Annotated in this window: 18 protein-coding genes and 1 tRNA gene; 12 read left to right on the forward strand and 7 right to left on the reverse strand. The window is 66.8% G+C overall.

The window, feature by feature from the left end; all coding sequences use genetic code 11:
• The 3 genes from D000_RS0111960 to moaD all read right to left on the reverse strand — a co-directional run.
• Positions 1-475, reverse strand: a 475-nt coding sequence (locus D000_RS0111960; RefSeq protein ID WP_018873764.1) for a transposase, incomplete at its 3' end; no start/stop codon positions are given.
• Between the two features lie 504 nt (positions 476-979).
• The gene (locus D000_RS0111965; protein WP_018873765.1) at positions 980-1,417 is read right to left on the reverse strand and encodes a molybdenum cofactor biosynthesis protein MoaE; all 438 of its coding nucleotides are present in this window, start codon (positions 1,415-1,417) and stop codon (positions 980-982) included.
• 1 nt (position 1,418) lies between these two features.
• Positions 1,419-1,652 carry a molybdopterin converting factor subunit 1 gene (gene moaD, locus D000_RS0111970; protein WP_018873766.1) on the reverse strand — a complete coding sequence of 78 codons (234 nt, stop codon included), beginning with the start codon at positions 1,650-1,652 and terminating at the stop codon, positions 1,419-1,421.
• A 45-nt stretch (positions 1,653-1,697) separates the two neighbouring features.
• On the opposite strand from moaD, the gene moaC reads away from it, so the two are divergent.
• The 5 genes from moaC (at position 1,698) to D000_RS0111995 (ending at position 5,895) form a co-directional block, all read left to right on the forward strand.
• Positions 1,698-2,186, forward strand: a complete 489-nt coding sequence (gene moaC / locus D000_RS0111975) for a cyclic pyranopterin monophosphate synthase MoaC (RefSeq protein WP_018873767.1) — start codon at positions 1,698-1,700, stop codon at positions 2,184-2,186.
• Positions 2,183-4,357: an AsmA family protein gene (locus D000_RS0111980; protein ID WP_018873768.1), complete on the forward strand. Its 2,175-nt coding sequence runs from the start codon at positions 2,183-2,185 to the stop codon at positions 4,355-4,357. The genes moaC and D000_RS0111980 overlap by 4 nt, the downstream gene beginning before the upstream one ends.
• 43 nt (positions 4,358-4,400) lie before the next feature.
• Positions 4,401-5,459, forward strand: a complete 1,059-nt coding sequence (gene mutY / locus D000_RS0111985; RefSeq protein WP_018873769.1) for an A/G-specific adenine glycosylase — start codon at positions 4,401-4,403, stop codon at positions 5,457-5,459.
• Positions 5,443-5,718 (forward strand): oxidative damage protection protein, encoded by a 276-nt coding sequence (locus tag D000_RS0111990; protein WP_018141223.1) that lies wholly within the window; start codon positions 5,443-5,445, stop codon positions 5,716-5,718. The genes mutY and D000_RS0111990 overlap by 17 nt, the downstream gene beginning before the upstream one ends.
• A gap of 101 nt (positions 5,719-5,819) precedes the next feature.
• Positions 5,820-5,895: transfer RNA gene (locus tag D000_RS0111995), tRNA-Phe, on the forward strand.
• Positions 5,896-6,067: 172 nt separating this feature from the next.
• Here D000_RS0111995 and D000_RS0112000 read toward each other — a convergent pair.
• Positions 6,068-6,685 carry a hypothetical protein gene (locus D000_RS0112000; protein WP_155999296.1) on the reverse strand — a complete coding sequence of 206 codons (618 nt, stop codon included), beginning with the start codon at positions 6,683-6,685 and terminating at the stop codon, positions 6,068-6,070.
• Positions 6,686-7,041: 356 nt separating this feature from the next.
• On the opposite strand from D000_RS0112000, the gene D000_RS0112005 reads away from it, so the two are divergent.
• A complete protein-coding gene (locus tag D000_RS0112005; RefSeq protein WP_026279970.1) occupies positions 7,042-7,455 on the forward strand; it encodes a (deoxy)nucleoside triphosphate pyrophosphohydrolase in 414 nt (137 codons plus the stop codon).
• Positions 7,452-10,652, forward strand: a complete 3,201-nt coding sequence (locus D000_RS0112010; protein ID WP_026279971.1) for a DUF3427 domain-containing protein — start codon at positions 7,452-7,454, stop codon at positions 10,650-10,652. The genes D000_RS0112005 and D000_RS0112010 overlap by 4 nt, the downstream gene beginning before the upstream one ends.
• A 20-nt stretch (positions 10,653-10,672) precedes the next feature.
• Here the strand turns inward: D000_RS0112010 and galE are convergent, their stop codons facing one another.
• Both galE and D000_RS0112020 read right to left on the reverse strand, forming a co-directional pair.
• Entirely contained in the window at positions 10,673-11,653 is a 981-nt protein-coding gene (gene galE, locus D000_RS0112015; protein WP_018873774.1) for a UDP-glucose 4-epimerase GalE, read from the reverse strand.
• A 41-nt stretch (positions 11,654-11,694) separates the two neighbouring features.
• The gene (locus D000_RS0112020; protein WP_018873775.1) at positions 11,695-12,471 is read right to left on the reverse strand and encodes a YdcF family protein; all 777 of its coding nucleotides are present in this window, start codon (positions 12,469-12,471) and stop codon (positions 11,695-11,697) included.
• Positions 12,472-12,722: 251 nt separating this feature from the next.
• Here D000_RS0112020 and D000_RS0112025 point away from each other — a divergent pair, with 251 nt between their 5' ends.
• The 5 genes from D000_RS0112025 to prsT all read left to right on the forward strand — a co-directional run bounded on the left by D000_RS0112025 (position 12,723) and on the right by prsT (position 21,230).
• Positions 12,723-13,373 (forward strand): XrtA/PEP-CTERM system exopolysaccharide export protein, encoded by a 651-nt coding sequence (locus tag D000_RS0112025; protein ID WP_018873776.1) that lies wholly within the window; start codon positions 12,723-12,725, stop codon positions 13,371-13,373.
• Positions 13,374-13,528: 155 nt separating this feature from the next.
• Positions 13,529-14,923 (forward strand): TIGR03013 family XrtA/PEP-CTERM system glycosyltransferase, encoded by a 1,395-nt coding sequence (locus D000_RS0112030; RefSeq protein WP_018873777.1) that lies wholly within the window; start codon positions 13,529-13,531, stop codon positions 14,921-14,923.
• Between the two features lie 7 nt (positions 14,924-14,930).
• Complete coding sequence (prsK, locus tag D000_RS0112035; RefSeq protein WP_018873778.1) at positions 14,931-16,979, forward strand: XrtA/PEP-CTERM system histidine kinase PrsK; 2,049 nt, start codon at positions 14,931-14,933, stop codon at positions 16,977-16,979.
• 61 nt (positions 16,980-17,040) lie between these two features.
• Complete coding sequence (gene prsR / locus D000_RS0112040) at positions 17,041-18,378, forward strand: PEP-CTERM-box response regulator transcription factor (protein WP_026279973.1); 1,338 nt, start codon at positions 17,041-17,043, stop codon at positions 18,376-18,378.
• Between the two features lie 8 nt (positions 18,379-18,386).
• Positions 18,387-21,230: an XrtA/PEP-CTERM system TPR-repeat protein PrsT gene (gene prsT / locus D000_RS0112045; RefSeq protein ID WP_018873780.1), complete on the forward strand. Its 2,844-nt coding sequence runs from the start codon at positions 18,387-18,389 to the stop codon at positions 21,228-21,230.
• Between the two features lie 461 nt (positions 21,231-21,691).
• On the opposite strand, the gene D000_RS0112050 is transcribed toward prsT, so the two are convergent.
• Positions 21,692-22,663 carry a PEP-CTERM sorting domain-containing protein gene (locus D000_RS0112050; RefSeq protein ID WP_018873781.1) on the reverse strand — a complete coding sequence of 324 codons (972 nt, stop codon included), beginning with the start codon at positions 22,661-22,663 and terminating at the stop codon, positions 21,692-21,694.
• Between the last annotated feature and the right edge of the window lie 336 nt (positions 22,664-22,999).

Here is a 22,999-nt window from a genome sequence, read left to right on the forward strand (position 1 = left end):
CCGGTGCGCAGGCACGGTTCTTGGCCTGAACCCGCTGCGCGAGCAGATCCTGGCGATGGCGTACGAGTTCTCCCAGGGCCTCATGCTCCGGACAGGGCGGGTGCCACCGACGCAAGTGCGTATCCCGCTCGGCGGCGTAGCGAGCCAGCCACACCGCATCGGTGGCATCCGTCTTGGCGCGTCCGCCATGGGAGGCGATAAAGGCCTTCACCCGGCTCGCATCCGCACAATGAATCGGCAGGTTCAGTTCCGTTGCGATGTCCAGAACCGGACGTTCGTAGCCACCGGTCGTCTCACACACAGCCAGATCGTGGCCCACGAAGGCTGAGAGAGCCCTGCGCAGAGCATCGGGTCGGTTCTCGACCTTGAAGGTGCGCCCCGCGTGCCGATCATGAATCACGACATGGGCCTTGCCCACGTCGATCCCCAGGCAGCGCAGCGCGTCGGTGTTGGCGTTCCAATGGGTATCAGGCATGATGAAATCTCGGCTTCGGATTGTCTGCGGGCGCGCGGATGCGGCCCCACCAAGTCAACAAGCGAAAGAAGCCGGCCCGCCGCCGGACCGTGATGACGACGGGCGAATGCCCCATCCCGGATCGGTCGCGGAGGCGGGAGCGAGCCTGGGGCCGGCCAGCCCCAGGCTCACATCCGACCACCTCCTTTATCCCACATCTGCAACAGACAATCCCGGCCGCAGCGCAGCGGAGAGCGCGGGATCTTCCGCGCGAGAAAACTCCTGACGACCGGGGCATCCCCGGGGGTGGAGATCCCGGATAACCGCTGCGCGGTTTCCGGGATTGTCTGTTGCAGATGTGGGGGTGTTGCGGCCGGGATGACGAGGGTGCAGGGACTTGTGCGGACGGGAATCCCGAGGCCCTGGCCCGCCCCCTGTGGGAGCCTGCTTGCAGGCGAAGCCCCTGCCAGAGTCGGGCACGGGCAGGAGCATTCGCCTGCAAGCAGGCTCCTGCAGAGGTGGGGTTCAGAAGCCCGGGGTGTTCTTCTCCACCCAGCGCTGGGTGCCGTCGGTCAGGGTCTCGCGCTTCCAGAACGGGGCCTCGTGCTTCAGGCGCTCGAGGATGTCGCTGCAGGCATCGCGGGCGGCCACGCGATGGGCCGACCAGGTGGCCACCAGCACCAGGGCATCGCCCGGACGCACGTCGCCAACGCGGTGCGCCACGTGACAGCCGAGCAGTGGCCAGCGCGCCTCGGCCTCGGCAACGATGCGCTCCAGCTCGCGCTCGGTCATTCCCGGATAGTGCTCCAGGAACAGTGCGGTCACGTCCTCGTCTTCGTTGAAGTCGCGCATGCGGCCGACGAACACGCTGGCGGCCCCGCGCGCATGCGCCGGAATCGCCTGTTCGGCGCGCGCCACCAGCGCCCAGGGGTCGAAGTCCTCGTGGCAGATCTCGACGGCCACCTCAGCCCCCCGTCACCGGAGGAAAATAGGCGACCTCGTCGCCATCGCTGACCGGGGTATCCAGGCTGGCCTGTTCCTGGTTGACCGCGGCCATCAGGCGCTCGGGGGGCGCATCCTGGTGCAGCTGCTGCCACAGTCCGCCAACGGTGGTGCCCCCGGCGGGCAGTTCCGCCTCTTCGTTCGGGCGGCCCAGCTCCTCGCGCAGTCGCGCGAAATAATGAACGCGTACAGTCATTCCGGCCCCTGTAAACATGGCTGCGAGTCAAGCATTATAGCCATCATGAACGAATTCACTCACTTTGATGCCGAAGGCCATGCGCACATGGTCGATGTCGGCGCCAAGTCCGTCACCCATCGGGTGGCGATTGCCGAAGGCCGCATCCACATGCAGCCGGATACCCTGCAGCGCATCCGTGAAGGCCGCCACGCCAAGGGGGATGTGCTCGGCATCGCCCGTGTCGCCGGCATCATGGGGGCCAAGAAGACGGGGGATCTGATTCCGCTGTGCCACCCGATCGGCCTGACCCGGGTGGCCCTGGAGCTGGACACCGAGGACAGCGCCGTGCGCGTGCAGGCCACCTGCGAGGTGCACGCCCAGACCGGCGTGGAAATGGAGGCGCTGACGGCGGTTTCCACCGCGCTGCTGACGGTGTACGACATGTGCAAGGCAGTGGACCGCGGCATGCGCATTGAAGGTGTCCGGCTGCTGGAGAAGCGCGGCGGCCGCAGCGGGACCTGGCGGGCCGACGCGAAAGGAGATTCCGAATGAAATGGATCAAGCGCCTTTTCAGCCTGATCATCGTGCTGCTCGTGCTGGTCGTGGTCGTAGCGGCGTACCTGCTGATTTCCTTCGATGCCAATGACTACAAGGACCGCATCGAGGCCGAGGTGAAGGAGGCGACCGGGCGCGAGCTGACGCTCTCCGGGCCGATCGGCCTGACCCTGTTCCCCAGTCTCGGGCTGCGCCTGGAGGATGTGCGTTTCGGCAACGCCGAGGGCTTCGGTGACGAACCCTTCGCCGAGCTGGACGTGGTCGATGTCGCGGTGGCGGTGATGCCGCTCCTGCGCCGCGAGCTGGAGGTCCAGCGTGTGGAGGCCGACGGGGTGCGCCTGAACCTGGCGCGCGACGAACAGGGCCGCAGCAACTGGGATGACCTGCTCGAGCGTGCCGGCTCGGCCCGGGACGAGGCCGTCGGCGCGAACGACGAGGAGCGCACCGAGACCGAAACCCGACTGGCGCTGCAGCGCATCGATATCGCCGGGATCTCGCTGAGCAACAGTCGCGTGCACTGGGACGACCGCGAGAGCGGGCTCCAGGCCACGCTGGAGCCGTTCAACCTGCAGGTCGGGCGCTTCCGCCCCGGCGTGGAGACGCGTCTGGATATCGAGGCGGTGCTGCGTGCCGAGGGCGGCGACCTGCCGGAACCGCTGGAGCTGGCGCTGGACCTGGGCGGACTACTGAACGCGGACCTGCTCAACGAGCGCTACTCCGTGCGCCGCCTGAGCGCGACCCTGGGCGTGGATGGTGGCGGCCTGCAGCGTGCGGCCGGCATGACCCTGGAGACCGATCTGGCGCTGGAGATGGCCGATGCCATGACCCTGCGCATGGAACGTCTGACCCTGGGGCTCGCGGACGTGCGCCTGACCGGCTTTGCCGAGCTGTCCGACCTCGACAGCGAGGTGCCACAGCTGCGCACCGAGCTGCGTACCAATACCTTCAACCTGAAGGACCTGATGGCGGACCTGGGGCTTGAGGCGCCGGAGACGACCAACCCGGATGCGCTGTCGCGCGTGGCGCTGGACCTGTCTGCTCTCGGCAGCGTGCAGGCGCTGAACATGGATCCGTTCGTGGTCACCGTCGACGACACCATCCTCAATGGTTCCGCAGCGTGGGACGGCCGTGGCGAGCGCCCGCTGATCCGCTTTGGTGTCGCCGGCGAGAACCTGAACCTCGACCACTACCTGCCACCGGCGGTGGAAGAGGCGCGCACCGAGGGCGGTAATGGCGACGGTGACGAGGACATCGCCATCGAGCTGCCGCTGGAGGCCCTGCGCAGCATCGATGTGGATGGCAGTGCGGCCCTCGGTCGCCTCGACGTGATGGGCATGGTCCTGCGCAATATCGAGCTGCAGATCCGCGCCGAGGCCGGGGACTGGAACATCGAGCCCCTGAATGCCGAGGCCTACGAAGGCGAGCTGACCAGCCGCCTGCGCCTGGACGCCCGCCACGACGCCCCGCGCTACGAACTGGCGGCCGACCTCCAGGGCCTGGATATCGGCGCCCTGCTGGAAGACTTTCAGGGCGATGATGCCCGCCTGATGGGGACCGGCAACCTGGAACTGGACATCCGCACCCGCGGCGAGCGGCTGAGCCAGCTGAAAGGGGCCCTGAACGGCTCCGGCAAGATGAGCTTCGAGGATGGCGCGGTGCGCGGCATCAACGTGGCTCAGGTCATCCGCCGCGCCGAGGCGCGGCTGCGCGGCGAGCAGCTGGAAGAGGAAGAGCCCAATCAGACCGATTTCAGCGAGCTGACTGGCAGCTTCACCATCCGCGATGGCGTTGTCCGCAATGACGACCTGGCGGCCAGTTCGCCATTGCTGCGGGTGCGCGGCCAGGGCCAGGCCGATCTGAACGACGAGACCCTCGACTACCGCGTGAACACCACGATCGTCGGCACGCTTGAGGGCCAGGGTGGCCGCGAACTGGACGATCTGCGCGGGGTGAACCTGCCGATCCGCATCACCGGGAGCTTCACCGACCCCAGCTTCCGCCTCGATCTAGCCGATGCGCTGCGCGGTCGCTACGAGGAAGAGGCCCGGGAGCGCGCGCGCCAGGAGCAGGAGCGCATCCGTGAACGCACGGACGAAGAACAGGATCGGTTGCGCGAGCGCATCGACCGCGAGACCGAAGGCCTGATGGATCGGCTGCGCCGCCGCTGATCCGCAGCGGCTGCGAGCGCCAGCCGGCGCCGCAGCTCCGACCATGAACGCGTTCGCCGAGCGCCTGCTCGCCTGGTTTGATCGCCACGGCCGCCAGGACCTGCCGTGGCAGCATCCGCGCACGCCCTACCGGGTGTGGGTCTCCGAGATCATGCTGCAGCAGACGCGCGTGGATACGGTGATCCCGTATTTCCTGCGCTTTATGGAGCACTTTCCCGACGTCGAGTCACTCGCGGCCGCCGACCAGGACGCAGTCCTGCATCTGTGGTCGGGCCTCGGCTACTACGCCCGCGCCCGCAACCTGCATCGTGCCGCGCAGCATGTCGTGAGCGAGCATGGTGGGGGCTTTCCGGACACGCGCGAAACCCTGGAACAACTCCCCGGCATTGGCCGTTCAACGGCGGCTGCGATCATCGCCCAGGCCCACGACCGCCCGGAGCCCATCCTCGACGGCAACGTCAAGCGCGTACTCGCGCGCCATGCCGCGATCCATGGCTGGCCCGGCAGCCCGGCCGTCCAGCGCGAGTTGTGGGCCGAGGCCGAGGCGCGCACCCCCGCCACCCGCTGTGCGGACTACACCCAGGCGATCATGGATCTGGGCGCCCTGCTGTGCACGCGCAGCCGCCCCGACTGCGCCGCCTGTCCGGTGCGTGCGGACTGCCGCGCCGCCGAGCAGGGTCTGACCGCCACGCTGCCCTCGCCGCGGCCGCGGCGTGAGCTGCCGACCCGCACCCGCTGGGCTGCCTGCCTGCAGGCCCCCGAGGGCATCGCCCTGATCCAGCGCCAGTCGGATGGCATCTGGGGCGGACTCTACAGCCTGCCCGAGGCCGAAACGCCCGAGGCCCTGGAAGACTGGGTGCTGGCCCAGTGGCCGGGTGCCGTCCCCGCCGCCGCCGACCATGGCCTGCAGCACTGCTTCAGCCACTACCGCCTGGATCTGCGCATCCGCCCCTTCGACCTCCCTGCGGGTGCGTGTGGGATCATGGAAGGCGAAAGGGTGATTTGGTATAAACCCGGCACATCACGGGCGGTCGGTATCCCGGCCCCCATCCAGCGATACCTGCACGACGACAAGGATCCCGGCAATGGCTCGAACCGTTAACTGCGTGAAACTCGGGAAAGAGGCCGATGGGCTCGATTTTCCGCCCTACCCCGGCGAGATGGGCAAGAAGATCTACCTGAACGTCTCCAAGGAGGCCTGGCAGGCCTGGCTTGGCCATCAGACCATGCTGATCAACGAATACCGCCTCACCCCGGTCGACCCCAAGGCGCGCAAGTTCCTGGAAGAGGAAATGGAAAAGTTCCTGTTCGGCGATGGCTCGGAAAAGCCGGAAGGCTTCGTCGACCCGAACGCCTCCTGAATCAGGCTTTTCTCCAGCGGCCGGCCCGGCATGCTTGACGTGGCGACGCCGGCCCGCTTTAATACCGCCCTTCGTCCGCAGGACGAATCCCCCCGCAGTATGGCCGGGTAGCTCAGTTGGTAGAGCAGGGGATTGAAAATCCCCGTGTCGGCGGTTCGATTCCGTCCCCGGCCACCATTATCTTTGCCCGTGGCATCTCCCTTCCCGTAAGCGTTCGCAATTGTTCTGTTCACGGTACCCTCGGGCTGTCGCGACTGCCTTGCCCGACAGAACTCGTACAACTGGGTTTCGATCCGCTGTCGCCTTGGGCGAGGTCCTGTGCGAGATCCAGTCCAGTCCCGCTGTATCCCTAGCCTGAATCATCCTGGCCATCGCGCAAGATGACCGGTGGCACCCCGGTATCGATTCCGGCCACAGCAAACGCGCTTTCCAGCCGATCCGAATCCGTCATGCGCAGATCCTGCGGCGCAACGATACCGCCCGGGAAATCGCCCGGATCACGAATCACCTCTCGAAGTAGCTCGACATCGCGTGAGTGGTCGCTCTTCGCGTCGCGCGCCTTGAACGACACAAACCCCTCAAATAGCCGAACTTCGGACTCCGCCCGAATAGCCGCGACCGCCTTTGCCAGATAAAGCGCCGCAACCATCACGCTACAGCCCAGACCGACATACCAGTATCGGGTTCGGCCACCCTGCTTCTCGATGGATCGCCCCGCCGGGTTTCCAGTCTGATCAAACGCCACGGAAAGCGGCGCCTCGATCACCAGGTTCACAGGGCCCGGGCTCTCCAGGATGAACCTGCATATCCACTCCACGGCTTCGTTAAACCGAAGTTCAGTCGGATGCTCGTCGTTTACCATCAAGCCGCAACTGCGAGCCTTGTTGGCAAACCCGATATCCAGGATCAGCCATTCGCCTGATGAGGCCGAGATCTCCGTTGGGCTTCCAGAACGAATGGACGTCACGCTAAACGCCCAGCTCTGGCGTGCGGGGTTGCGCAACCCATGGCCTTTGCGCGAAACGCGGTGTTAGAAGAGTGCCGCACGGGTGCTCCCTCGCTTCTGAAAACAGGACGCAATCAAGCGAATGAATGGGTTTGGAAAGTGAATGATTTCCCGATCAATCTGGGTGCGGCCATCGTTATGAGTCAAGCGCCTAGGTCTTTCTGGCGTGCGCAAACCACAGCGTAGGAGGTAGTGGTAGAGGTCACGACTGATCTCGCAATTTGAGGTGCCACGACCTGGCCCATATGAACCTACTACCCCCGGGAATTCCTGCCACCTTCCCTGGTAGCATCCAGTCAAAAGCAGGGGGGTATGGGTTGGATACGGTAACGGTACCGAGCCAAGCGGTGGTGGTCTGCGGCATCCTTGAGGACGCGCATGGCCGGATCTTTTTTGCGCGCCGTGGGCCGGGTCAGGCGCTCGCGGGCTGTTGGGAGTTCCCTGGTGGGAAGGCCGAGCCGGGCGAGAGTCTGGAGGCCGCACTACGACGGGAGTTTCACGAGGAGCTGGCGATGGAGCTCCGGGTGGGGGAGGAAATTGGCCGTACGCCGATTCCCGGGAATGGCGGCCTTCAACTGGTTGCCCTTCGCGCGTGGACGAACGATGCGACGCCGAGGCTAACGGTCCATGACCGCTGGTGCTGGGCATCCGCTAAGGAGGCCCGTGACCTCAATCTCGCGCCGGCCGACGTGCCATTGCTTGAGGCCTTCATTTCTGAGCGTTCCGCATGAGCCGTGACGACGCGGCCAAACCCTTGCCTACCGCCAATTGGATCGGTCTGCATGAGCGGCTGGATACGCCTCGGGTGCGTCAGGCGCTGAAGATGTTGGGTCTGGCGGATCACGCTCGTTGGGGGCAAAGGCTCGAGGGTGATGACCTGCTGATGAGTATGGTTGGCGAGCTGGCACAGCGTCTGGCCGAGCGCGCGGGCGACCTGAGCGAAAAGGGACATGAGGACTGGACGCGAGCCGTGCAGGGGCTGGCGGATGCGCTCGCGGCGGCCGGGCATCCGCTGTCGGGGATTGAGGAGGACCTTCCGCAGCCGCCGTTTCGGCAGTTGCTGGAGGTGCGTTCCCCGTCGGCTAATCAGGTTGGGCAGCAGGAAACGCCACGGCCGGATGTTCCCTTGGCTCTGTCCAGCCTGCTGACTGGATCCGATCGCACACCCAGTCTGGTGACGCAGATCGAGAAGGAGCTGGCCAGTGCGGAACGGGCCGATTGGTTGGTGTCGTTCATCAAGTGGAGTGGCATTCGCGCCCTGCGCGAGACGCTAAAGCGCTTTACCGAGACCCCGACGGCCGACGGCTCTCCCAGGCTGCGGATCGCGACGACCTCGTACCTCGGGGCTACGGATCTCAAGGCGATCGACTTCCTGCTGAGCCTGCCGAACACCGAGATTCGGGTCTCGTACGACACCCACCGCACGCGCCTGCATGCCAAGGCCTACCTGTTCCATCGCAGCACCGGGTTCGGTAGTGCCTACATCGGCTCGGCGAATGTCTCGCGCGTGGCGATGGATGAGGGCCTGGAGTGGACGGCCAAGGTCAGCGAATACGAGCTGCCGCACATGTGGCGCCAGATCCAGACCTCGTTCGAGGCGCATTGGGCAGACCCGGCGGAGTTTGAACCGCTCACCACAGACGACCTTCCCCGCCTGCAACAGGCGCTGGAGTCGGAATCCAGCTCGGGGCCCGGGGCGCAGAAAGACGCCACCGCGTTCTTCGACCTGCGGCCGTACGCCTTTCAGCAGGAGATCCTGGAGGATATCCAGCGCGAGCGCCGTTCGGGGATCGACCGCCATCTGGTGATCGCGGCCACCGGGACCGGCAAGACCATGATCGCCGCGTTCGACTATCGGCGGTTTGCGCGTGAGCAGGCGGATAAGGGGCGCCCGTCGCTGCTGTTCATCGCCCACCGCGAGGAGATCCTGCGTCAGGCGATGGCGAGCTTTCGGCAAGTGCTGCAGGACCACGAGTTTGGCGATGTGCTGGTGGGCGGGGCGCGTCCGAGTCAGGACCGCCACCTGTTCTGCACGGTGGCGAGTTGGAATTCACGGGACCTCGACCGGCTGGCCCCAGAGCATTTCGATTACGTGGTGCTGGATGAGGCGCACCACAGCAGCGCCGGAAGCTACCAGCGCATCCTCGAGCATGTGCGGCCCAAGTGCCTGCTGGGCCTGACGGCGACGCCGGAGCGCACGGATGCCGACGATATTCGCCAGCACTTCGGCCAGCGTTACACCCACGAGATTCGCCTGCCGGATGCGATCGAGCGGCGACTACTGGTGCCGTTCCATTACTTTGGCGTGGCCGACCATGAGTCCGTGGATCTGAGCCGGGTGAGCTGGCAGCGCGGGGGCTATGACGCCGAAGAACTGGAAGGGGTGTTCACCGGCAACCGGGCGCGCGCCGATTGGGTGCTGCGGCAGGCGCATGAGCACGCGACGGATATCAGCTCGGTCAGGGGCTTGGGTTTCTGCATCAGTCGCGCCCATGCCCGATTCATGGCCGAGCATTTCTCGGCCAAGCAGGTGCCCAGCGCGGTGCTGACTGGCGAAAGCTCGGATCACGAGCGGCAGTCGGTGCAGCGGGACCTGCGCGAGGGGCGCATCCGCTTCATCTTTACGGTGGACCTCTACAACGAAGGTGTGGACCTGCCGGAGGTGGACACCGTTTTGCTGCTGCGCCCGACCGAGAGCCTGACGGTCTACCTGCAGCAGATGGGCCGCGGCCTGCGCTTGCACGAGGGCAAGCCGCACCTGACCGTGCTGGATTTTGTCGCGCCGCAGCACCGGCGTTTTCGTTATGCCGCTCGGTTCCGGGCGCTCAGCGCGCGGCCGGAGAAGCGGGTGGATCACCAGATCCAACAAGGCTTCCCCTGGTTGCCCAGCGGCTGCCTGATCCACCTCGACCGCTTGGCCACCCAGCACGTTCTCGACAACATCCGTGCGCAAATCAACCGCCAGCGACCGCAGCTCGTCCGCGAGCTGAAGGACTGTTTCCGGGACGACATCGACTCCGCCAGCCTGCCCAAGATGCTCGACTGCCTGCATATGGATGATGCGGAAGACCTTCTGCGCAAGGACCTGCCCTCCCGCCTGCGCGCGGACTGCGGAGGCGAGTCGACCGAAGCGCTGGAACCCTATGCCAGCGGCCTCAAACGCGGGCTGCAGCGCTTGGCGCGGTGTGACGATCGGCAGTTGCTGGAAACCCTGCAGACCCATCTGGCGCAGCCAGCCGCGAACGTGGAGCAGCTTGCCGAAGAGGATCGGCTCCGGCTGGCCCTTGTCCACAGCACGCTATGGGGCAAGACGCGGCCGGGGGACGGGGACCTAACCGCCGTGGATGCCTTCGTCCGCGAACAGCGCCCCCTGTACCGGGATCTCCAGGAAGTCGCCGCCTGGCGACACGAGCGACTCGTACCCGCCAGCGGCATCACCTTCCCGGAGCAGACGGGCCCGCTGGAACTGCACGCGTCCTACACCCGCGAGCAGATCCTGCTGGCGCTGGGGCTTGGCAGCCTGGAAAAGCCGATCACCCAGCAGGAGGGCGTGCGGCACGTACCAGAGCGGCGGGTCGATGCGTTGTTCGTGACCCTGGAGAAATCCGAGCGGGAGTTCTCGCCCACCACCATGTACGAGGACTACGCCCTCAACGAGCGGCGGTTCCACTGGCAGTCGCAGTCCGGCACCTCCCCCACCTCGGAGACCGGGCAGCGTTACATCCACCACGAGGCGCGAGGCTACACCCCCATGCTGTTCATTCGCCGGGCCAAGCGTGATGCGGCGGGCCTCAGCGAGCCATTCACCTTTTGCGGCCCGGTGCGCTACCAGCACCACGAAGGTAGCAAGCCGATGAGCATCATCTGGGAGCTGGAGTACGAACTGCCCGCCCGGCTCCTGCACCTCGCCCGCCGTACGGTCCTGTAACGCCGCTGGGGAGACGTGGATCAGGCGTTCTGCCGCGCCGTCTTCTGTTCCCAGGCGAGGGCGTGGCGGACGATCTGGTCGAGGTCGGCGTATTGCGGTTCCCAGGCGAGGGTCTGGCGGATGCGGCGGGCGTCGGCCATCAGGGCGGGTGGGTCGCCTTCGCGGCGCGGGCCGAGGGTGACGGGAAAATCCGCGCCGCTGGCGCGTTTCACCGCGTCGATGACCTCGAACACGCTGTAGGCGTGGCCATAGCCGCAGTTGAGGATTTGCGATTCACCGCCGCCGTCGAGGTGTTCCAGGGCGCGGACATGCGCGGTGGCGAGGTCTTCGACGTGGATGTAGTCGCGTTCGCAGGTGCCGTCGCGGGTGGCGTAGTCGGTGCCGAATACGGTGATGCTGTCGCGCTGGCCGGTGGCGGCCTGGCAGGCGACCTTGATCAGGTGGGTGGCGTCGGGCGTGGCCTGACCGAGCCGGCCCTGCGGGTCTGCGCCGGCCACGTTGAAGTACCGCAGGCTCACATAGCGCAGGTCGCTGGCCGCGCCGAGGTCGCTCAGCATGCGCTCGGACATCATCTTGGAGGCGCCGTAGGGGTTGATCGGCTGCAGTGGTGCGTCCTCGGCCACGCTGGCCTGATCGGGGATGCCGTACACGGCGGCGGTGGAGGAAAACACGAAGCGGCGCACGCCGCTGGCGGCGCAGCCCTGCAGCAGGTTAAGGGTGTTGCGGGTGTTGTTGCCGTAGTACTTGAGCGGGTCGGCGACCGATTCGGGCACGACGATGTGGGCGGCAAAATGCAGCACGCCGTCGAAGCCGCGTTCGAGCAAGGCGCCCAGGCGTTCGGTGTCGGCGAGATCGCCCACCACCAGTTCGCTGTCGGCGACCGCCCATGCGTGGCCGGTGCTGAGGTTGTCGTACACGGTGACCTCGTGCCCGGCCTTTTGCAGGTGGTGCGTGACGTGGCTGCCGATGTATCCGGCGCCGCCTGTGACTAGCAGTTTCATGCGTCGCCCCGGTGGTGGTGAATGGGGGCTGGCGCGGTGCGTCAGGCGTCGGTGGGTGGCGATTGACGTCCGTGTTGCCAGCGATACCACAGAATACCGAGGTACTCGTGCATGGCGAGCCAGCTGATGCGCATGGCGTTAGCCTGGGGTTTGAAGGCGCCTAACGAGAGCCCGGGGTCATGGGCGACGAAGGCGCCGGTGGGGGCCGGGATGGCCTCCAGTCCTGCGCGCTCGAACGCGGCGCTGGCGCGCGGCAGGTGGTGGGCGTGGGTTACCAGAAGCACGCGCTGGATGCCGCGCTCTTGCAGCAGCGCGGCGGAGTGCCGGGCATTGCCCTCGGTATCGCGCGCCTGCGGTTCCTCCCAGATCGTGGTGACCCCGAATTCCTCCAGGGCTTCAACCATCCAGCGCGCCTCGGGTTCGCGGTCTTCCGGCCCGCCGCCCGTTGCCACGACGGGCAGGCCCGTGCGCCGATGCAGGGCGGCGGCGTAGCGCAGGCGTACCAGGGCCAGGTCGTTTACCGTCTCGCCGGAAAACTCCACCGCCCCGCTGCGGTATCCGGCACCCAGCACCACGATGGCCTCGGCCGATTCCAGCGCGGTTGCGTCGGGTGGCGTGTAGGGGGCCTGCAGCGGGGCGATCAGGGCGTGACTCACCGGCGGGAGGCTGAGCGCATAGGTCAGGAGCAGCCCGGCGACGAGCAGGGCCTTGCCCGTCCAGGTGCGCAGCAGGATCAGGCCGACCAGGGCCAGCAGCAGGGGCCCGCTGGGTGGCAGCAGCAGCCAGTCAGCGAGGAGTCGGAGCGACAGGAATTCCACGGGTTGCACCTGTTCGGCAGTGATAAACGGCCCGGCATCGCCGTAACGAGAACGTTAGTCCACCGGCGCCGGCAAAGAGGACGTTACGTGGACTCTGTTCCCGGGCGGGGCCTAACATCAAGTTGCTTGTGGAATCCCGTATTGCCGGCAAGCGTGGCCCGAGCCTCGGGTGTTCGCGCCAGAGTGCCGGTCCGGTCTCCGGTCGGGTGAAGCCTCCAATCACTGACAGTAACGTCCAAGGGGGAGTCGTGATGTCCCTGATGAATGCTCCAAAGGTCGGGCCGGGTTCCGGGTCACGCTTCAGCTTGGGTCTTGTCATCCTGATCCCGGCGCTGATGGCGGGCTGTGCCACGATGGATTACCCGGATGCCCCGACCTCCATCGAGCGCACCGTGATCGAGCAGTACATTATCGGCCCCGGCGATTCGCTGCAGGTGTCGGTGCGCGGTAACCCGGATCTTTCCACCAGCGTATCCGTGCGCCCTGACGGGCAGATCACCACGCCGCTGGTCGAGGATGTACAGGCCAGCGGGCAGACGCCAACGGAGCTTGCGCGGGCGATGGAAGAGGAGCTTTCCCGCTTCCTGCGCGACCCGATCGTGACGGTGATGGTCACCGGTTTCGCCGGGCCGTATAGCCGCCAGATCCGCGTGATCGGGCAGGCCGCCGAGCCGCAGGCCCTGCAGTACCGCGAGGACATGAGCGTGATGGACGTGATGATCGCGGTGGGCGGCATCACCGACTTTGCCGCCGGCAACCGCGCGGTGATCGTGCGTACCGAGGACGGCGAGCGCAAGCAGTACCGCGTGCGCCTGGATGACCTGGTCAATGGCGGCGATATCTCGGCCAACGTGGATATGCTGCCCGGCGACACGTTGATCATTCCGGAACGACGCTTCTGATGACCCCGGGCGGGGCGATGGTGGTGCCCGGGGTGCGCTAGGCGGCCCCCCGGGGTCGCCACCCTTCGCGCCGCAGGGTCGGGAGTGGTGGCCATGGCCCCCCTGGCGGACAAGAACAATACCCCGGCGTGCACGCCCCTGCGGGCGGTCTAGCCGTGCGCATCTTCGGCCACTACATCCGTCGCCGCGTCCTGATGCTCGCGCTGGCCGAGCTGCTGGTGGTTTATCTGTGCCTGTATCTGGTGCTCACGCTGCCGCCGTTCAAGCCGGAAATCCTCAGTGTGCTTGATCCCGAACTGGTGGCCGCCACGCTGGTGGTGTTCATGGTCCTGACCCTGGCCGGGCTGTACGAGGCCGATTACCTCGCCACCCGCAGTATCCTGCGCTCCCTTTTGCGTCTGGTGCCGGCGATCCTCGTCGTGGGCGGGCTCCTGCTGGCCTACGCGGCCGTGGTCCCGGCGGCGCTGTTTTCGCCGGTGGCGGTGGGCGGCGGCATTGTGGTCCTGCTGACCGGCCTGGTGGCCGAACGCACGCTGTGGTGCAACCTGTCGGAGGCGGATGCCTTCAAGCGCCGTTTGCTGGTGCTGGGGACCGGCACCCGCGCCTGCTCGATCGAGTCCATCCATGCCGACAAGCCCCCGGAGCAGCTGCCGTACAAGGTGCTCGGCTATGTCGCCACGGAGGGCGAGAAGGACTGCCCGCAGGATGGGCAGCGGCACCTGCGACTGGCGGATGACACCAGCCTCATGGATCTTGTCCGCCAGCACCGGGCGCACGAGATCGTGGTGGCGATCCGCGACCGCCGGGGCAACCTCCCGGTCCGCCAGCTGCTGGACTGCAAGCTGCACGGCGTGGCGGTAACCGACGTCTCCAGCTTCTTCGAACGCGAACAGCAGAAGGTGCAGCTGGAGTCCCTGAACGCCAGCTGGCTGATCTTCGGCGAGGGGTTCCGCCAGCACTGGACCCGCAATGCCACCAAGCGGACCTTCGACGTGCTGGCCAGCTCGACGCTTCTGCTGGCGACGCTGCCGGTGATGCTGGTCACCGCCCTGGCGATCAAGCTGGAGAGCCGCGGCCCGGTGTTCTACTGGCAGACGCGCGTGGGCCAGGGCAACGAGCTGTTCGATGTCTGCAAGTTTCGCAGCATGCGCGAGGATGCCGAGGTGGATGGTGTCGCGCGCTGGGCCGTGCGCGACGACGACCGCATTACCCGAGTGGGGCGTATCATCCGCAAGCTGCGGATCGACGAGCTGCCGCAGGTGATCAACGTGTTTCAGGGCAGCATGTCGTTCGTCGGACCGCGGCCGGAGCGCCCGGTCTTCGTCGCCCAGTTGAGCGAGCAGATCCCCTATTTCCCGGCACGGCACACCATCCGCCCCGGTATCACCGGCTGGGCGCAGGTGCGCTATCCCTATGGCGCCTCGGTCGAGGATGCCCGGCAGAAGCTGCAGTACGACCTGTACTACGTCAAGAACCACACCCTGTTCCTCGATATCCTGATCCTGTTCGAAACCGTCAAGGTCGTTCTGTTCGGGCGCGGCGCGCGCTGAACCCCGGATGATGATTCCCCTCGCCGCGACCAGCTACCTGACGGCGGCAGTGGCGTTTCTGGCCCTCGCGGTCGTGACCCTGCTGCGCTGGCGTAACCGCCCGACCGGCCTGTGGGTGGCGCTGGCGGCGCTGCTGTCGGTGGGCTGGGCCGGCTACCTCGGTTTCCTGTCCTGGCAGTACGGCACCAGCGCCGCCATTTCCGGCGGCGTGATGGAGGTCGCGCGCAACGCCGGCTGGTTCGCGGTGCTGCTCGCCCTGCTGGGTGGTGTGGGCAGTCGGCCGGGCGTGGATCCGCGCGCGCTGCGCTGGTGGGCGGGCGCGGTCGCTGTGTTTCTGCTGGTCATGCTGGTGCCGCTGTGGTGGCCGGGCCTGCTCGGGGATGTCTGGCCGGGGCTTGCGACCCTGCTGATGGCGATCGCCGGCCTGGTGCTGGTGGAACAGGCCTACCGCAATACGCCGCCGCAGAACCGCTGGGAGATCAAGTTCCTCTGCCTGGGGCTGGGCGGGCTGTTTGCGTTCGACCTCTTCCTGTTTGCCGATCTGGTGCTGTTCCAGGCCACCGACAGCCCGTCGTGGCAGGCGCGCGGTTTTGTCAATGCCCTGGTTGTGCCGCTGCTCGCGGTGGCGATGGGCCGGCGCCTGCCGCAGCGCGAGGGCCCCACGGTTTCGCGCCACCTGCTGTTCCATACCGCATCGCTGATCGGTGCCGGGCTGTACCTGCTGGCGGTGGGGGGTGCGGGCTACTATCTGCGCCACCACGGCGGCGAGCTGGGCGCACTGCTGCAGGTCACCCTCCTGTTCGGGGCGGCGCTGCTGCTGGCCATCGTGCTGTTTTCCGGCAGCGTGCGCGCCCAGCTGCGGGTGTGGCTGGCCAAGCATTTCTTCAATTACCGCTACGACTACCGCCAGGAATGGCTGCGGTTCACCGGCACCCTGGCGCAGACCGACCAGCAGACTCCGTTTCGCCAGCGCGCGATCCTCGCCATTGCGGAGCTGGTCGAAAGCCCCGGCGGCCTGCTGTGGGTGCGCCGCGATGACGGCTGCTTCGTACTCGACGGTGTCCTCAACCTCGGCGAGCCGCAGCATCCGCCGCTGGATCCGGATGATTCCCTGATCGCGTTTCTGCTGCAGTCCGGCTGGGTGATCGACATCGACGAATTCCGCCGCGACCCGGATTTCTATCATGGCCTCGACCTGCCCGGCTGGCTGATCGATAACCCGCGCCACTGGGCCGTGGTGCCGCTGCTCAAGAGCGATGGTCTGGAGGGCTTCGTGGTGCTCGCCCAGCCGCGAGCCCGGCACCGGATCGACTGGGAAGAACGCGACCTGCTGAAGACCGCGGGGCGCCAGCTGGCGGTGTACGTAGCCCTGGTGCAGACCGACGAGGCCCTGCTCGAGGCGCGTCAGTTCGAGACCTTCCACCGGCTGGCCGCCTTCCTGGTCCATGACCTCAAGAACGTCTCGGCCCAGCTGTCGCTGATCAGCGCCAATGCCGAGCGCCACCGCGACAACCCCGAGTTTGTGGCGGATGCCTTCCGCACCGTGGGCAATGCCCGCGACCGCCTGGAGCGCACGCTGGCCCAGTTGCGCAAGGCACAGCCCGGCACCGACAGCCCGCGCCAGGCGGTGGCGCTGGACGAGCTGTTGCACGAGGTCGCCAGCGACAGCCGCCAGGCCCGTCCCGAGCCCCGGGTGGTGGTGGAGAGCCCCGCCCGGGTGCTCGGCAACCACGACGCACTGCGCAACGTGCTGTTGCATCTGGTGCGCAATTCGCAGGAGGCGACACCGGATAACGGCGATATAACCTTGACCCTGAAAACCCAGGATCAATGGGCCATCATCGGAATCGAGGACACCGGGGCGGGGATGGACGAGGAGTTTGTCCGTCGCCGGCTGTTCAAGCCGTTCCAGACCACCAAGGGTAACGCCGGGATGGGGATCGGCCTGTACGAGGCGCGGGATCTGGTGGTTCGCATGGGCGGCCGGATCGAGGTTTCCAGCCGCACGGGCGAGGGCACCACCTTCACGCTGCGCCTGCCCCGGTACGACCCGTGAAGCCCCATCGTGCCGTCCTCCATGACGTCCTCCCGGGGGCGGATGCAATGTGATGGAGTCGATGCTCAAGCTTCTGATTGTCGAGGATGATGCCGGCCTGCAGAGCCAGTTGCGCTGGTGCCTGGACGGCTACGAGATCTGCCAGGCCCAGGACCGGGCCAGTGCCATGGCGCACATGCGCCGGCACGAGCCGGAACTGGTCACGCTCGATCTCGGGCTGCCGCCCGACCCTGCCAATGCGACCGAGGGCCTGGCACTGCTGGAGGAGATCCTGGCCTTCAAGCCCGAGGCCAAGGTCATCGTGGTCACCGGCAACGATGATCGCGAAAACGCCCTGAAGGCGGTTGCGCTGGGCGCCTACGATTTCTACATCAAGCCGGTCGATGCCGAACTGCTGCGCCTGATCGTGGACCGCGCAGCGCGCCTGTACGAGCTGGAAGACGAAAACCGTCGCCTCGCCCGCGGGGGCGTCTCGTCGCTCTCCGGCATCATCACCTCGGACCCGCAGATGCTGCAGGTCTGCCGCATGGTGGAGCGTGTCGCACCCTCCGATGCGACCGTGTTGCTGCTGGGCGACAGTGGCACCGGCAAGGAGGTCCTGGCGCGCGCGGTGCATGACCTCAGCAACCGCGCCCAGGAACGCTTTGTCGCCATCAACTGCGCCGCGATCCCGGAAAACCTGCTGGAAAGCGAACTGTTCGGCTACGAGAAGGGCGCGTTCACCGGCGCCACCCGCCAGACCATCGGCAAGATCGAGCACGCCCACAAGGGCACGCTGTTCCTGGACGAGATCGGCGACCTGCCGCAAAGCCTGCAGGCCAAGCTGCTGCGCTTCCTCCAGGAACGCACGGTCGAGCGCCTCGGCGGGCGCAACGAGATCCCGGTGGATGTGCGCATCATCGGTGCCACCAACCAGGACCTCCAGGCGCTGATCCGCGACGGCGCCTTCCGCGAGGACCTCTACTACCGCATCAGCGAGATCGCCATCGACATCCCCCCAGTGCGCGCGCGATCCGGCGATGCCGCCCTGCTGGCGCACGCCCTGCTCGAGCGTTTTGCCCGCGAACAGGGCAAGCCGCGGCGCGGCTTTACCGCCGACGCGCTGCGGGCGATCGAGAACTACAGCTGGCCCGGTAACGTGCGCGAGATGGAGAACCTGATCCGGCGCGCCGTGATCATGGCGGACGGCAACCTGCTGACCGCCGACGACCTGGGCCTGCAGGACTCCACCCAGGACGCGCCCCCGGAACGGCTGCGCGAGGCCCGCGACCGGGCCGAATACGAGTCCGTGATCAAGGCAATGGGCCGCTGCAACGGCAACATCGCCCAGGCGGCCGACACCCTCGGCATTACCCGCCCAACGCTCTACGGCCTGCTCGACAAGTACGGGCTCAGATGAGGCATACCATGGTGACTACCCGACATACCCAGAAAGGCCCCGGGATCGCCCCGGTCCGTCCCGGCGTACCCCCGAACCGGCGGCTGAAGCCGCTGGCGCTCGCCGTGATCCTCGCCACCGGGTTGAGCCTGGCGGGCTGTGACCAGATCGGCTCGGCCAGCGAACAGGACTACCTTGATCGCGCCCAGACCCTGCAGGAGCAGGGCGACTATCGCGCGGCGCGCATCGAGTACCGCAATGCCCTGCAACTGAACACCGATGCCCCGGGTACGCGCCACAGCCTCGGGGTGGTGTACCTCGAACTGGGCAACCCCGAAGAGGCGCGCCGCCAGCTGGAGCGGGCGCAGTCGCTGGGTATCCCCGAGGCCCAGGTGACGCTGCCGCTGGCGGAGGCATGGTTTGCGACCGACCGCTTTGCGCGCATCCGGGACCAGCAGGTTCCGGAGGATCTTGCTGCGGATGAACGATCACGCCTGCACGCGCTGCGCGCGGTGGCGTTCGCCGCCGTCGGCGAGCGCGAGGCGGCGGAAGCCGAACTGGCGCGCGTTGGCGCCGGCGACGAGCAGCCTTTGAAGGCCCTGGCCCGAGCCCACCTGTGGATGGCCGAGGGCGACGCCGAACAGGCCATCGCAGCGCTGGAACAGGCGCTGGACCTGCAGCCGGAGCTGGGGCAGGCGTGGAGCCTGCTCGGCGAATATCGACGGATCACCGGTGACCTCGAGGGGGCCGAAGAGGCCTTCAGCCGGGCCATCGAGGTGCGCCCCGGTTCCGGGCGGGACCACATGGCACGCGCGATGGTGCGCCTGAACACGGGTGACTACGAAGGGGCCCGGTCGGATGTCGATGGTCTGAAGCAGGGGGGCTCCTCGCACCCGGGCGTGCACTACCTGGACGGCATGCTGCTGATGGAACAGGAGCGCTTCAGTGACGCCCGCGCCAGTTTCGAACAGGCCCTCGCCGGCAACCGCTCCTACAGCCCGGCATTGCTGGGACTGGGCCTGGCGCATCGCAGCCTGGGCAATCTGGAGCAGGCCGAACACAACCTGAACCGCCACGTACAGGAGAGCCCCGGCTCGCTGCAGGGCATCCGTACGCTGGCGGCAATCTATCTGGAGCAGGAGCGTGTGCAGGACGCCCTGCGCTTTGTCGACCGCGTGAGCCGCGACTATACGGGCGATGCGGGCGACATGGCCGAATTACGTGGCCGCCTGTTACTGGCCGCCGGCGATGCCGAGGGCGGGGTCGCCGCCCTGCGCGAGGCCGCCGCTGCGCGGCCTGGCTCGCAGGAAATGCAGGAGCTGCTGGCGGTGGCCCTGCTTCAGGGGGGCGAGACCGAAGAGGGGCTGGACGTGATGCGCGCTACCGGTGACGCGGTTACGGCCCAGCAGGTGGACACCACCATGGTGCTGTACCTGCTGCAGTCCGGGCGCTACGACGAGGCCCTGGAACGTGCCCGAGGCCTGCAGGAGCTGCAGCCGGACGAGGCTGCCCCGCTGAGTCTTCAGGGCGCTGCGCTCATGGGGTTGGGTCGGGTTGACGAGGCGCGGACCGCGTTCCGTGAGGGTGTCGAGCTGGACCCGGATGACACCTCCGTGGCAATGAACCTGGCCAGCCTGGAGCTGCAGGCTGGCAACCGTGGCGCCGCCCGGGAGGTCCTGGAGGCCATCCAGGAGCGTCAGCCCGGGCATTCCCGGTCCGCACAGCGCCTGGCCAATATGAGCCTGCAGGACGGTGATCCGCAGGGCGCGGCCCGCTGGCTGCGCGCGGCCATCGAGTCGCAGCCGGAACTGCTCCCGCCGCATCTCATGCTGGCCCAGGTCCAGCTTCAGGGAGGGCAGTCCGAGCGGGCACTGGAGACCTTGCAGGCCGCGCGCGAGCACCACCCGGAAAACGCCGACCTGCTGTACGCGCTGGCGGATGTGCAACAGAGCCTGAACCAGCCGGAGGCCGCGGTGGAAAGCCTCGCGGCGGCCGTTGAACAGGCGCCCGACAATGCAACCCTGCGCCTTGCCCTGGCGCGCGCCCATGCCCAGGCCGGCGACGAGGCCGCGACCGAAAGCACCCTGAGCGAGCTCCTGGAGCGGCAGCCCGATCACTACCAGGCACGCCTGCTGCTGGCGCGTGGCCTGGTCAACCAGGAGCGTCTGGACGACGCCAGTCCGCACCTGGAAAACCTGCAGGAACGGTACGAGGACCGCGCCGAGATCCAGGCCCTGCTGGGACGTGCCGCGGTGCAGCGGGATGATCCGGAAGCCGCGGTCCGGCATTACCGGGCTGCCCTGGCAAGCCCGGATGACCAGCGTCGGGACTGGGTGCACGAACTGGCGCGCGCGCAGCGTGCCGTCGGCGAGGCCGAGGCCGGGCAGGCCACACTGGCCGCCTGGCTGGAGGAGCATCCGCAGGACCTGGCGACGCGGCACCTGTATGCCTCGCAGCAAATGGCATCCGGAGATCGCTCCGGGGCGATCGATTCCTATCGCCTGATCGTTGAACAGGACGGGGAGGACGTGATCGCGCTCAATAATCTGGCGTGGTCACTGCGCGACAGCCACACCGACGAAGCCCTGGGCTATGCGCGCCGGGCGGCGGACCTGGCCCCCGAGGCCGCGCCGGTCTTGGATACGCTGGCCGTGGTACTGATCCACGCGGGCGAGCCCGCCGAGGCCGTGGACCTGCTTGGCCGGGCCAGCGAACTGGCGCCGGAGGACCCGGGTATCCAGTACCACCTGGCCTGGGCGGAAAGTGAACACGGCGCGCGGGATGCCGCCGTCGAGCGCCTGCAGCGCCTGCTGGACGGGCGCGACGAGTTCCCGCAGCGCGCGGATGCCGAGGCGTTGCTGGAACGCCTGTAGGCATTTTCCCAACCCGTGGTCCGAGGGGCTGCCTGGCAGCCCCTTTTTTTGCCGGCGCGCGTGCCCGAACGGCCGGAGCCGCCCTGGGCGCACATGGGTCCAGCGGCGTGATCCCGCATCGTCCCCACGTGGTTGCTTAGCCACTCGCTATGTCATCCCGGGAACCTCGCACCGGTTATCCGGGATCTCCCGGGGCTTGAGCGGTGTTGGTGGCGAGGGTGGGAGATCCCGGCTCTCCGCTTCGCTGCGGCCGGGATGACCAGGTGTGGGAGGTGCGGCCGGGATGACCTGGTTGCGGGGGGGCGGGTGGGATGGCCGGGTGTGGGTGTGTTGAGGTCGGGACGGCGTTGATACGGGTGGCGGGCACAAAAAAGGGGCTCCCGTTGCGGGAGCCCCCAAGCTTGGTGGACCCGGGGGGAGGGCCACCAAGTGGTTGTGGAGAGATCGTGGTGCCGCGTCGCTTACGCCGCCGCCTGGCGATCATCATTGGCGGAGCGGCGGCGCATGCCACCGACGCCGATGAAGCCGGCCAGCATCAGCAGGGACAGACCCATCAGCGCCAGGGTGCCCGGTTCCGGTACCGCGAAGCGCAGGCTGCCGTCGTGGCGGGACTGGGTCTCGCTGAACAGGGTCTGACCTTCGCGTTCGGTGCCGAAGATATCGTTGGCATCACCACCGAAGAAGGTCACTGGCGGCGGCTCCTGGATGGTACCGGCGCTGGCAAAGGCCGAGACCATGAACGTCGGGGCACCGTCCTCGTCCTCGAGCAGGTCGGCGAAGTCGATGCCGTCGGCGGTGAACCAGAAGCCCGGCAGCACGTTCACGACCTGAAATTCGAAGGTGAAGGTCCCTTCGATAAATTGCCCGCCCTGTTCCTGGAACTCCAGAATGCTGTTGCCGGACTTCAGGGCCAGCTCCATCACCTGTTCGCCGGCGCTATAGTGGGCCGCCGCTCCTTCATAATCCTGCCCAAAACCGGGGCTCAGGTCGGACATGAACAGCTGAAAGTTGTCGGTGCCCACCGAGGTGTAGTTGGCGTTGACCACAAAGTTGTCGCCGACGGTATTGGTGCCGGTGACCACCCCGCGGAGTTCATCCCAGAGGAGCCCCATGGAGTATGTAGCGCCAATGAAGTCGGGGCCGGACTGAGGTGCAGCGGCATCGAGCGGGGTACGAAATGCTGATGCATCGCCGTAGCCACGGTCATAGAAGACGTCACCTTCCTGCAATGGGTTGGTCGGGTCCTGTACGTACTGGAAGGTCTGGGTGTTCAGGCCGAACTGGATGCGCTCGACATTTGTGACCGAACCACTGTAGTCCGTAGTGGCATCGAGATTCATGTCGAAAGCAATCACCGAAGCCGTCGCGGTGCTGGCGCCTGTGGCGAAAAGGCCGACGCAGAGCGAAGCGAGAAGCACTTTTTTCGCGTTCATTGGAACTCTCCTGATGCTCAATTAGTGGCGATTCAACCATCGCCGGGGTTGGCCTGGCGGCCCTATCGGTTGTTCTCGCCTGAATACTAAGCAGGCACCGTGCCAGTTTTAAGATCATGAACGGAATGATCATAAGTGACTGTTTTTTCGATTCTAAAAATATGGGATTCGGCCTGAGGAAGGCGGTGTTCGTGACGAGGTATCGAATGAGGCCGTTTGCAGTGTCGAAGTGTAAAGACGCTCGACGCGGATGGGGGTGTCCTGGACTGCCCGGTGGCGATCACGCAAGCCCAGGCGTCAAAAAGTTAGGAAAAACAGCACCTTGAGTGAACGCAC

Source organism: Thioalkalivibrio sp. ALJ16 (genome assembly GCF_000377345.1).
In the GTDB taxonomy this organism is placed as follows: Bacteria; Pseudomonadota; Gammaproteobacteria; order Ectothiorhodospirales; family Ectothiorhodospiraceae; genus Thioalkalivibrio.